We start from the raw sequence: 12,188 nt of genomic DNA on the forward strand, positions 1-12,188 counted from the left end.
CCGATGGTAGTTGGGGGTTTCCCCCTGTGAGAGTAGGACGTCGCTAAGCACATGAAGAAACCACGTTGTGGTTTCTTTTTTTTGATGATAAATAAGTGTATTACATCCTTTTATTTTCTCTGTTCATTCACTTGAATACGATACCATTGTTTACTGGAGCAAGTAGTTCGAGGAAGCGACAGAAGTGAGGACGCAACGTACATAAGTACGTGAGGATCGAATGACTGGAAGCTGACGAAGAAATGCGCGGCTCCAGTGAACAATGACTTTTCCCCAGTGAGAGTAGGACGGCTAAGCACATGAAGAAACCACATTTTGGTTTCTTTTTTTGTTTTTTAATAGTATCTAGTGGAAGAACCGTCCACCGCTCGTATGAACTTTTCTGTCAATCAATCGAATGTGATGCCATTGTTTAGTGGAAGAACCGCGCACTGCCCGTATGAACTTTTCTATCATTCAATCGAATACGATGCACGCGCTTCGTTTCTTATCTACAGGAGATAGATTGGCTAGTGGGAGAAAACCAGTCATTCCCTTATAGTTTTTATCTGTTTGAACTAGATTGTGTGGTGTATCTATTGTTCAACATGATCTATGTTTATAGTGAAATTTGGAGTGTTGGAAACAATTTAGTTGGAAGGTTGTAAAAGGTGGGTTAAAATGAATGAATAAGCTTTTACTTTGAAAGCAAATATTGATGATATGTTTTGAAACAGGTAAGGGAGGAACAGTACAACATGGAATTATCAGAGTGGTTAAATAGTAAAGTACCAGCAATTGCAGGAGATTTGACAGTCATAAACCAAGAGCATTTTGATGTTGAAAACTCAATAGGATTTAAGGGCAGAGATCGTATTTATCGTGTGCTTGAAAGTTTCCGTATTGCCTTGTTTCCAGGTATCTATGATCAAAAGCCAATTGATGAGGTACGACTAAATGTAGCAGTCAGTAATAATATAAGAAAATCCGCTTTGGATTTGCGTGATGTGTTGGAGAAAGCTTTATTGTATTGTAAAGAAGATATCGAAAACTGTGAGAAAACAGCTAGAGCGAAAGCTGACCTCATTGTGATGGCGTTAGTCGACAAATTCCCGGAAATTCGTCGAGTATTACAAACGGATATACAAGCAGCATATAATGGCGATCCAGCAGCAACATCTACAGAAGAAATTTTATTGAGCTATCCATCCATTCAAGCTGTATGTATTCATCGTATTGCGCATGAATTATATAAATTAGATGTGAAAATTATTCCGCGTATTATGTCGGAGTATGCACATGAGCTAACAGGTATTGATATTCATCCTGGTGCTTCAATAGGTCACTCATTCTTTATTGACCATGGTACAGGTGTTGTTATTGGGGAAACATGTACGATTGGCAACAATGTCAAAATCTATCAAGGTGTTACACTGGGTGCTTTAAGTTTTCCATTAGACGATGAAGGGAATCCAATTAAAGGTGTAAAAAGACATCCAGATATTGAAGATAATGTTGTGATTTATGCAGGTGCGACGATTTTAGGCGGTAAAACTAAAATTGGTCATGATACGGTATTGGGCAGTAATATTTGGTTAACGCATACAGTTGTCCCTCATTCACGCGTTTTTCATTCGCAACCTTCACCAAGTATAAGTAGTAGTAATTCAGTTAAATTAGAATACGAAATTTAATAATAAGAAAAAAAGCCCATCACTATCAAATAGAAAAGTGATGGGCTTTTTTATGTTTACAAAATAATTAGTAGAGAGAAGAAATAATAGAGGTCAATCCTATCAAATTTTTTTAAAAAGGAATCCATATGCATAAAATGAAAATAGGTCTAAATGCCTTACACAAAAGAATGTGATTATAATCACAAAAATATGTTAAAAATTTCACAAAGTAAGTAAAATAGACTAAAAAGTGCATGCTCACCGAATCACAAATGATAAAAGCAACTAATAAAACTTGTGATTAATTTCACGAAAGGAAAAATTTGACAATTTAGTGAATCATAATACTTTATCGTTGCTTATGAAAAATATATCGCATAGTATATGGAATTACGGAACAGAAAAAAAGTATGTTCGAGCAAATAGTGACATATGCGATAAGAAAGGGAGAAATACTATGATGAATACAAATTTAAGAGTAGAGTCTTTAGAACTACATGAGGCATTGCAAGGTAAGTTAACTATTCAAGCGAAAATGGATGTGAAATCATCTAAAGAATTGAGTTTAGTTTATTCGCCAGGTGTAGCAGAACCATGTTTGGAAATAAAAAATGATCCAAATAAAGTATATGATTATACGATGAAAGGTAATTTAGTAGGAATTGTTACAGATGGAACGGCTGTACTTGGGTTAGGTGATATTGGACCGAAGGCAGCGATGCCGGTAATGGAGGGCAAAGCTTTACTTTTGAAGCAATTTGCAGGTATAGATGCCATGCCAATTTGTTTGGACACAAAAGATGTTGATGAAATCGTTTCAATTGTAAAAAATATTGCGCCAACCTTTGGTGCAATTAATCTTGAAGATATTTCGGCTCCAAGGTGTTTTGAAATTGAAGATCGTTTAAGGAAAGAATGTGATATTCCTGTTTTTCATGATGATCAACATGGTACAGCAATCGTTGTAGCAGCAGGTTTGAAAAATGCAATGCGCATCGTGAGGAAGAGTAGAAGAGATGTCAAAATTGTTATTAATGGAGCAGGTGCAGCAGGAGTAGCGATTTTAAAACTTTTGTTAACGATTGGTTATAAAAACTTCATCGTTTGTGATTCAAAAGGGATTATTTATGAAGGGCGTCCATACGGTATGAATGCAGAAAAAGAATTGATGGCGCAAATGAGTAATATTGATGCAGTCGGCGGTTCTTTGGAAGATGCTATAATCGATGCAGATATTTTTATTGGTGTATCAGCTGCAGATGTCTTAACTGAAAAAATGGTCAAATCTATGATGACAAATCCAATTATTTTTGCATTGGCCAATCCGAACCCAGAAATTTCATTTGAAAATGCACAGAAATGGGGCGTTAATTTAATTGCGACTGGGCGCTCAGATTATCCAAACCAAGTAAATAATATGTTGGCGTTCCCAGGGATTTTTAAAGGAGCATTGGAAGTTCGTGCCACCGATATAAATGATGAGATGAAAATGGCTGCTGTACATGCGATTGCAGATCTTGTAACAGATCAACAAATTCATGATGGAGTAATTATTCCGAATATTTTTGAAATTGATATCACAGATCATGTGGCGGTTGCGGTGATGCGTGCTGCTATTCATAGTGAGGTTGCACAGAAGATCATTACTCTTATATAATAGAAGAACTTAATAGAGTTCGTTATATAAGGAAGTGGAATGAAATGGCAAAGAAAACAATATGGTTTGAAGTAGAAGAAACAGAAACAATTAGTGACTGTCTAGCAAGAATGGCAAAAGAGGGCTATGCACCTGTCGGTAGAAAAGAGGAACCATTATTCGAGATGAAGAACGGTGAACCGACACCGATTCGTCAAATTATCAAATTCAAGGGGAATTTGATTGAAAAATAATGAAAAAACGAAATAAATACGAACGATGGTAAAAACTATATTTTAATTGTTCGTATTTTATATTGACTTGTATTGCTGACGTTGTTACAATATGAATGAAAACAACAACAAATCCCACATATATGCTAGAGGATTGGCTCTAGTGTCTCTACCCAGCACCGGAAGGCTGGACTATGAGGGAAGCAACGAGTCTTGAGGACCAACGACTGAACTGAGATTGTTTTAGTTAATGATCATCTTTTCTACAAGTCCCTAGGTAACTGCTTTTCTAACATAGTCTAAAACTGTGGAGAGAAGTGGTTAGTTAGGGATTTTTTATTTGTTCAAAGGGGCGAAAAAAGATGAATCCGAAAATTGGCGTAATAATGGGTAGCTCAAGTGATTGGGAAACAATGAAGCATGCCTGTGATGTATTAGATGAATTAGCAATAGCTTATGAAAAAAAAGTTGTTTCTGCACATAGAACACCAGATTTAATGTTTGAATATGCTGATGAAGCACGAGCTCGTGGTATTCAAGTAATTATTGCAGGAGCGGGCGGAGCTGCACATTTACCGGGGATGGTAGCGGCAAAGACAACATTACCAGTAATCGGAGTCCCTGTTCAATCCAAGGCTTTAAATGGTTTAGATTCATTACTTTCAATCGTACAAATGCCTGGTGGTGTTCCAGTTGCTACAGTAGCAATCGGTAAAGCAGGAGCAATAAACGCTGCATTATTAGCAGCGCAAATACTATCAATTACAGATGCGGTCATCGCCAAGAAGATTGATGTACGTAGACAGGAAATGAAAATAAAGGCTTTGGAAAGCTCAGGTGACTTAGGTGAGTAAAATCATATTTCCAGGACAAACAATTGGTATCATCGGTGGGGGTCAGCTTGGTCGAATGATGGCGTTAGCAGCAAGGGAAGCAGGCTTGAAAATTGCTGTGCTAGAGCCATCGATGGATTCGCCTTGTGGTCAAGTAGCCGATATTCGGATTGTAGCAGCATATGATGATGAAACAGCTTTGGAAGAATTGGCTGAAGTGAGTGATGTGATCACATACGAATTTGAAAATATTGATTTTGAAGGCTTAAAAAGGTTGACGGAGATTGCCTATGTTCCTCAGGGAGCTGAGCTTGTAAAAATAACACAGCATCGTGTTCTTGAAAAAGAAGCAATCATGTCAGCGGGTTGTCCAGTTGCAACATATGCGACTGCGAGCAGCTATGAGGAGCTTCTTGAAAAAGTACAGATAATCGGTTATCCATGTGTCGTGAAAACAGCAAGAGGTGGATACGATGGCAAAGGTCAACAAATGCTCCACAATGCGCAACAATTATCTTTAACTAAAAGATTATTTGAGCATTCGATTTGTGTGATCGAAAAATTCGTACCTTTTACAATGGAAATATCAGTCATCGTTCAACGAAATATGCAAGGCGAAACATATTGCCTTCCAATCGGTGAAAATATTCACGTCAATCATATTTTGCATGAAACAATCGTACCGGCAAGGATTTCTGATAATACTGCAGCACTGGCAACTACAGCAGCTGAAAAGATTGCAGATGCATTACATTTGGTGGGTACTTTAGCAGTAGAATTATTTGTATTAGAAAATGGCGAAATTATTGTCAATGAAGTTGCGCCGAGACCGCATAATTCAGGTCATTATTCTCTTGAAGCATGTAATATTTCACAATTCCATCAACATATTCGTGCAGTTTGTGGTTGGCCTTTAAGAAAACCAAAATTATGGAATTCTTCCATTATGGTGAATATTCTTGGGCAGCATGTCGTATCAGTAACGAATTCGATTTCAAAATATCCCAATTGGTCTATTCATCTTTACGGAAAAAGTGAAGCAAAGCAAAATCGTAAGATGGGACATGTTACAATAATGACGGATTGTCTTGAAGATACTCTAACAGAAATTAAACAGTCTGGCATTTGGACAGACTAAAAGGAGAACATCGATTATGATAGCACGTTACACACGCCCCGAAATGGGAGCAATTTGGACAGAACAAAATAAATATCAAAGCTGGTTAGAAGTTGAAATTTTAGCATGTGAAGCTTGGTCAGAACTTGGTGATATTCCAAAAGAAGATGTTGCACGTATTCGTGAAAATGCAACATTTGATGTAGAACGTATTTTAGAAATTGAAAAAGAAACGCGTCATGATGTAGTCGCTTTTACACGAGCTGTTTCTGAAACTTTAGGTGATGAACGTAAATGGGTCCATTATGGATTAACGTCAACGGATGTTGTTGATACAGCATTGTCTTACCAATTAAAACAGGCCAATGAAATTCTGCGTAAAGATATTCAAAATTTCATCGATATTATTGGCGTTAAAGCTTACGAACATAAGATGACTGTTATGATGGGACGCACACATGGCGTTCATGCAGAACCGACTACATTTGGCTTGAAATTAGCTCTTTGGTACGAAGAAATGAAACGTAACCAAGTGCGTTTTGAAGCAGCATGTAAAACAATTGAAACAGGTAAATTGTCTGGTGCAGTTGGTACTTACGCAAATATCGATCCACGTATTGAAGCGTATGTTTGTGAAAATCTTGGATTAGCAGCAGCGCCAATCTCAACACAAACATTGCAGCGTGACCGCCATGCGGAGTATATTGCAGCACTGACGTTAATCGCTACGTCAATTGAAAAATTTGCAACTGAAATTCGTGGTCTCCAAAAATCAGAAACACGAGAAGTAGAAGAATTTTTTGCAAAGGGTCAAAAAGGTTCGTCTGCAATGCCACATAAACGTAATCCAATTGGTTCTGAAAACATGGTTGGTTTAGCTCGTTTAATCCGTGGTCACATGTTAACAGCATTTGAGAACGTTGCTCTATGGCATGAACGCGATATTTCTCACTCATCTGCGGAACGTGTAATCCTACCTGATACGACAATTGCATTAAACTATATGTTAAACCGTTTTGGCAATATCGTGAAAAACTTAACGGTGTTCCCAGAGAATATGAAGCGTAATATGACACGTACATTTGGTTTAATTTACTCGCAGCGTGTATTACTATCACTTATTGATAAAGGTTTAGCACGCGAAGAAGCATATGATACGGTTCAACCATTGACAGCACAGTCATGGGATGAGCAAATTCAATTCCGTCCACTAGTAGATGCATCGGAAAAAATCACAAACCTTCTGACAAAAGAAGAATTAGATGATTGTTTCGATTACAATTACCATTTACAAAATGTAGAAATGATTTTCGAACGTCTTGGTCTAAATAAATAAAAAATATAAGTTGGTGTGTGGTAATTCACGCACCTCTTTAATTAAAAAAATATTTGGAAAATACGCAATAATCTAAATCAAATACCGGGGGAATCAACGTGGAAAAAGGTCAACTTTTGTATGAAGGTAAGGCGAAAAGATTGTATGCAACAGAGGATGAGCAAATTTTATATGTTGCTTATAAGGATAGCGCAACAGCTTTTAATGGAGAAAAGAAGGCTGAAATCGCTGGTAAAGGCGTGCTAAATAATAGCATTACTTCACTGCTATTCGACAAGTTGGCAGAGGCAGGAATCGCTTCTCATTTCGTAGAGAAAATTTCTGAACATGAACAACTTGTGAAAAAAGTAGAGATTATTCCGATTGAATTAGTCGTGAGAAATATCGCTGCTGGCAGCCTTGCAAAACGCCTTGGATTTGAAGAGGGTACCGAGTTAGCACGTCCAATCGTTGAATTTTATTACAAAGATGATGACCTGGGGGATCCGATGATTACGACGGAGCATATTGAAATACTCAATATTGCAACAAAACAAGAGGTCGAGGCCCTTTATACAAAAGGTCTAGAAGTTAATGATGTACTTCGTCCGTTTTTCAAAGAAATTGGTGTTATATTAGTTGATTTCAAACTCGAATTCGGTCGCGATCTTAATGGAGACGTTTTACTGGCGGATGAAATATCACCGGATACTTGTCGTCTATGGGATGAAGAAACAAAGCAACACTTAGATAAAGACGTATTTCGTCGTGGTCTAGGAGATCTAACAGAAGTTTATGAAATTATATTAAATCGTCTAGGAGGACATTCTAAATGAAAAAGGTAAAAATCTACGTAACACTTCGTGAAAGCATTCTTGATCCACAAGGTTCGGCAGTACAAGGCTCACTACATAATATGGGCTATGAAGAAATTTCAGATGTTCGTATCGGTAAATTTTTAGAAGTGCAAATTGAAGAGTCAGCGCGTGATATTGATACAATCGTCAAAGAAATTTGCGATAAACTATTAACCAATACAGTAATCGAAGACTACCGTTATGAAGTCGAGGAGGCCAACTAACATGAAATTCGCAGTGCTAGTATTCCCAGGGTCAAACTGTGATCTTGATATGTACCACGCCATCAAAGATGAACTAGGTGAAGAAGTAGAATATGTTTGGCATGATACGAAAGATTTGAGTACATTCGACGGAATTCTAATTCCTGGAGGTTTCTCTTATGGTGATTATTTACGTTGTGGGGCGATGGCCAATCAATCCAATGTAATGTCTGAAGTGAAAAAAGCAGCGGATGCCGGTAAGCCAGTCATCGGTATTTGTAATGGATTCCAAATCTTAACGGAAGCGGGTTTATTACCTGGAGCGTTATTGCGCAATAAAAACTTGAAATTCATATGTCGTACAGTTCAACTAAAAGTTGTTAATCATAATACATTATTCACAAATCAATATAAAGAAGACGAAGTGATTACTGTGCCAATCGCTCATGGTGAGGGGAACTATTACTGTGATGATGCCACATTAAAATCATTGGAAGACAATAATCAAATCGTCTTTACTTATTCAGGTGATAATCCAAACGGTAGTTTAGCGGATATTGCTGGTATTACAAATGAACGTGGTAATGTACTTGGCATGATGCCACATCCAGAGCGCGCAGTAGATGAACTGATCGGTGGAGCGGATGGTCTCGCTCTTTTCAAATCAATAGTGAAACAGTGGAGGGAATCAAATGTCAACGAAGCTTGAGCCAACAGCTGAACAAATTAAGGAGCAAAAGTTATATGCTTCGATGGGTTTAACGGATGAAGAATTTGCATTAGTAGAATCAATTTTAGGTCGTTCGCCAAACTGGACGGAAACAGGTTTGTTTTCTGTTATGTGGTCAGAACATTGTTCGTACAAAAATTCGAAACCTATATTGCGTAAATTCCCAACTGAAGGTGAACATGTTTTACAAGGACCTGGTGAAGGTGCGGGAATTGTAGACATAGGTGATGAGCAAGCGGTTGTCTTCAAAATGGAATCACATAATCACCCTTCTGCAATCGAACCTTATCAAGGTGCTGCAACTGGTATAGGCGGTATTATCCGCGATGTATTCTCGATGGGGGCTCGCCCAATTGCCATGCTGAATTCTTTACGTTTTGGTGATTTAAATACATCAAAACGTGTACGCTTTTTGTTTGAAGAAGTTGTAGCAGGAATTGCTGGCTACGGAAATTGTATTGGTATTCCAACTGTAGGTGGCGAAATTCAATTTGACCCATGTTATGCAGGTAATCCATTAGTCAATGCTATGTGCGTTGGTTTAATCGATCATAAGGATATTCAAAAGGGAATTGCTTCAGGTGTAGGAAATACAGTGATGTATGTGGGAGCTAAAACTGGACGTGACGGAATTCATGGTGCGACATTTGCTTCTGAAGAGCTGGATGAACATGCTGAAGAAAAACGCCCAGCTGTTCAAGTTGGTGATCCATTTATGGAAAAATTATTATTGGAAGCTTGTTTAGAGCTTGTGCAATTTGAATCATTAGTCGGTATTCAAGATATGGGTGCAGCAGGTTTAACATCATCTGCAGCAGAAATGGCTTCTAAAGCTGGATCAGGGTTAGAAATGAATCTTGATTTAATCCCCCAACGTGAAACGGGTATGACAGCATATGAAATGATGCTGTCAGAATCACAAGAGCGCATGTTGATTGTCGTGAAAAAAGGGCAAGAACAGCCAATTGTTGACCTGTTTTCTAAGTATGGTCTAGACGCTGTAAAAGTTGGCGTAGTTACGGATGATAAAATGTTCAAATTAACGCATAAAGGGGAAGTAGTGGCCAATGTTCCTGCTGATGCTTTAGCGGAGGACGCACCAGTATATCATAAGCCTTCTGCGGTACCAGCTCACTTTATCGAATTCCAACAGATGGAAAATGAAGAGCCAGCTGTGACGAATTACAAAGAAACATTGATTAACCTTCTTAAACAAGAAACAATCGCTTCCAAAGAATGGGTTTACAATCAGTACGATTATCAAGTACGCACGAGTACTGTTGTGGCACCAGGTTCTGATGCTGCAGTCGTTCGTGTGCGTGGTACGAATAAAGGCTTAGCGATGACAACTGATTGCAACTCCCGCTATATCTACTTAGATCCAGAAATGGGCGGTAAAATTGCAGTAGCTGAAGCAGCACGTAATATTGTCTGCTCGGGTGGGCGACCATTAGCCATTACAGATTGCTTAAACTTTGGTAATCCTGAAAAACCGGAAATTTTTTGGCAAATTGAAAAATCAGCTGATGGTATTGCAGAGGCATGTCGCAAGTTAGAATCACCAGTAATTGGTGGTAATGTTTCTCTTTATAATGAACGTAGCAATGAAGCAATCTATCCGACACCAACAATCGGTATGGTTGGCTTGGTCGAGGATCTTGCTCATGTGACAACTCAACAAGCGAAAACGGCTGGTGATATCGTTTATCTAATCGGTGATACACATACGGAATTTGGTGGCTCTGAGCTACAAAAAATGTTGAATAATAATCGTATTTTCGGTAAAGCACCATTCATCGATTTAGATTTAGAGAAAGCACGTCAAGCGGCACTACTACAAGCGATTCAAGCCGGTTTAGTAAAATCAGCACATGATGTGGCTGAAGGTGGCGTTGCTGTAGCTTTAGCTGAAAAAACATTTGGTACGAATTTGGGTATACAAGCGACGCTTAAGGGTTCAGCAACTTCTGCTCTATTCAGTGAATCACAATCTCGTTTTATTCTTACGGTAGCTCCGGAACATACAGCACGATTTGAAGAAGTAGTAATCGATGCTACAAAAGTAGGTGTGGTTACTGCGGAAGCAACGATTATCATTACTGCGTCGGACGCGACAACATTAGTTGAAGGTACGGTAGCAGAATTCCAAGATGCTTGGAAAGGGGCAATACCATGCTTGCTGAAATCAGAGGACTAAATGAAGAATGTGGCGTTTTTGGAATTTGGAATCATCCAAACCCAGCGCAACTTAGCTATTATGGCTTACATGCACTACAACATCGTGGACAAGAGGGTGCAGGAATCGTCGTATCAGATGGCAAACATCTTCGTGCAGTAAAAGGCGAAGGGTTAGTGAATGACGTATTTAACGAAGAAAAATTAAAATCAATTGAAGGTACATCCGCTATCGCCCATGTACGTTATACAACAGCTGGTGGTGCAGGAATTGAAAATGTACAGCCTTTATTATTCCACTCATCAACAGGAAGTCTATCGATTGCCCACAATGGGAATCTTGTAAATGCCAATCGATTAAAAAAATATTTAGAACGCCAAGGGAGCATTTTCCACTCAAGCTCTGATACGGAAGTGTTAGCGCATTTGATTAAGAAGAGTACGCATGCACCTTTTTCTGAAAAAGTAAAAAATGCACTCACATTATTAGAAGGAGCCTACTCATTTTTAATTATGACGAAGGATGAGTTGATCGTGGCGCGTGACCGTCATGGTCTACGTCCTTTAGCGCTTGGTAAATTGGGCGATGCCTATGTCGTTGCTTCTGAGACATGCGCCTTCGATTTAATCGGTGCGGAAACAGTCCGCTCAATCGAACCAGGAGAAATGCTCATCATCAATGAAGAAGGGATGCGTTCTGTACGCTATCAAGAAGAGCAAACGCGCTCAATGTGTGCGATGGAGTATGTGTATCTAGCTCGACCAGACTCAGACATCGACGGGATTAATGTCCATATGGCTCGTAAGCGTATGGGAAAAGCTTTAGCAAAAGAATGTATGCATATTGAAGCAGACGTTGTTACTGGTGTGCCAGATTCGAGTATTTCTGCAGCAATTGGTTTTGCTGAAGAAACGGGTTTACCATATGAACTAGGTTTGATTAAAAATCGATATGTTGGTCGTACATTTATCCAGCCAACACAAGAATTACGTGAACGTGGCGTGAAGATGAAATTATCGCCAGTCGTGCAAGTTGTGAAGGGGAAACGTGTTGTCATGGTTGATGATTCAATCGTACGCGGTACGACATCAAGACGCATCGTTAAAATGTTGAAAGATGCTGGTGCTGCTGAAGTACATGTCGTTATTAGTTCTCCGCCGATGACGCATCCTTGTTATTATGGTATTGATACGTCCACTGCGGAAGACTTAATTGCTTCAAGTCAGAGCATTGAAGAAATTCGTGACACAATTGGCGCTGATTCATTAACTTTCCTATCGGTAGAGGGGATGGTTAATTCCATTGATCGTCCGTACGAAGATGACAATAAAGGGCTTTGCTTAGCATGCTTTACAAGCAATTACCCGACTGAGATTTTCTCAGATACCATTTTACCGCATGAAAAAGAACTACAACTCTAGGAGGATACGATT

At 38.8% G+C, this 12,188-nt stretch carries 11 protein-coding genes and 1 riboswitch; all 11 genes read left to right on the forward strand.

The features are described from left to right. Positions 1-737: 737 nt before the first annotated feature. On the forward strand, positions 738-1,673 hold the full coding sequence (epsC, locus tag DEX24_RS08875; protein WP_109306074.1) for a serine O-acetyltransferase EpsC: 936 nt from the start codon (positions 738-740) through the stop codon (positions 1,671-1,673). Between the two features lie 442 nt (positions 1,674-2,115). Further along, entirely contained in the window at positions 2,116-3,312 is a 1,197-nt protein-coding gene (locus DEX24_RS08880) for an NAD(P)-dependent malic enzyme (protein WP_109306159.1), read from the forward strand. 44 nt (positions 3,313-3,356) lie between these two features. Then, positions 3,357-3,545, forward strand: a complete 189-nt coding sequence (locus DEX24_RS08885; RefSeq protein ID WP_109306075.1) for an NETI motif-containing protein — start codon at positions 3,357-3,359, stop codon at positions 3,543-3,545. Between the two features lie 96 nt (positions 3,546-3,641). After that, positions 3,642-3,739, forward strand: a riboswitch (purine riboswitch). 147 nt (positions 3,740-3,886) lie between these two features. Beyond that, the gene (gene purE / locus DEX24_RS08890; protein WP_109306076.1) at positions 3,887-4,378 is read left to right on the forward strand and encodes a 5-(carboxyamino)imidazole ribonucleotide mutase; all 492 of its coding nucleotides are present in this window, start codon (positions 3,887-3,889) and stop codon (positions 4,376-4,378) included. Further along, positions 4,371-5,495: a 5-(carboxyamino)imidazole ribonucleotide synthase gene (gene purK, locus DEX24_RS08895; RefSeq protein WP_109306077.1), complete on the forward strand. Its 1,125-nt coding sequence runs from the start codon at positions 4,371-4,373 to the stop codon at positions 5,493-5,495. Before purE ends, purK begins: the two co-directional genes overlap by 8 nt. A 16-nt stretch (positions 5,496-5,511) precedes the next feature. After that, complete coding sequence (gene purB / locus DEX24_RS08900; protein ID WP_109306078.1) at positions 5,512-6,810, forward strand: adenylosuccinate lyase; 1,299 nt, start codon at positions 5,512-5,514, stop codon at positions 6,808-6,810. A gap of 98 nt (positions 6,811-6,908) precedes the next feature. Further along, on the forward strand, positions 6,909-7,625 hold the full coding sequence (purC, locus tag DEX24_RS08905; RefSeq protein ID WP_109306079.1) for a phosphoribosylaminoimidazolesuccinocarboxamide synthase: 717 nt from the start codon (positions 6,909-6,911) through the stop codon (positions 7,623-7,625). Continuing rightward, positions 7,622-7,870: a phosphoribosylformylglycinamidine synthase subunit PurS gene (purS, locus tag DEX24_RS08910; protein WP_109306080.1), complete on the forward strand. Its 249-nt coding sequence runs from the start codon at positions 7,622-7,624 to the stop codon at positions 7,868-7,870. The genes purC and purS overlap by 4 nt, the downstream gene beginning before the upstream one ends. 1 nt (position 7,871) lies before the next feature. Further along, on the forward strand, positions 7,872-8,558 hold the full coding sequence (gene purQ / locus DEX24_RS08915) for a phosphoribosylformylglycinamidine synthase subunit PurQ (RefSeq protein WP_109306081.1): 687 nt from the start codon (positions 7,872-7,874) through the stop codon (positions 8,556-8,558). Then, a complete protein-coding gene (gene purL, locus DEX24_RS08920) occupies positions 8,542-10,776 on the forward strand; it encodes a phosphoribosylformylglycinamidine synthase subunit PurL (RefSeq protein ID WP_109306082.1) in 2,235 nt (744 codons plus the stop codon). The genes purQ and purL overlap by 17 nt, the downstream gene beginning before the upstream one ends. Continuing rightward, positions 10,752-12,176, forward strand: a complete 1,425-nt coding sequence (gene purF, locus DEX24_RS08925; protein ID WP_109306083.1) for an amidophosphoribosyltransferase — start codon at positions 10,752-10,754, stop codon at positions 12,174-12,176. Before purL ends, purF begins: the two co-directional genes overlap by 25 nt. Positions 12,177-12,188 lie beyond the last annotated feature (12 nt).

Source organism: Kurthia sibirica (assembly GCF_003143975.1).
GTDB lineage: Bacteria > Bacillota > Bacilli > Bacillales_A > Planococcaceae > Kurthia > Kurthia sibirica.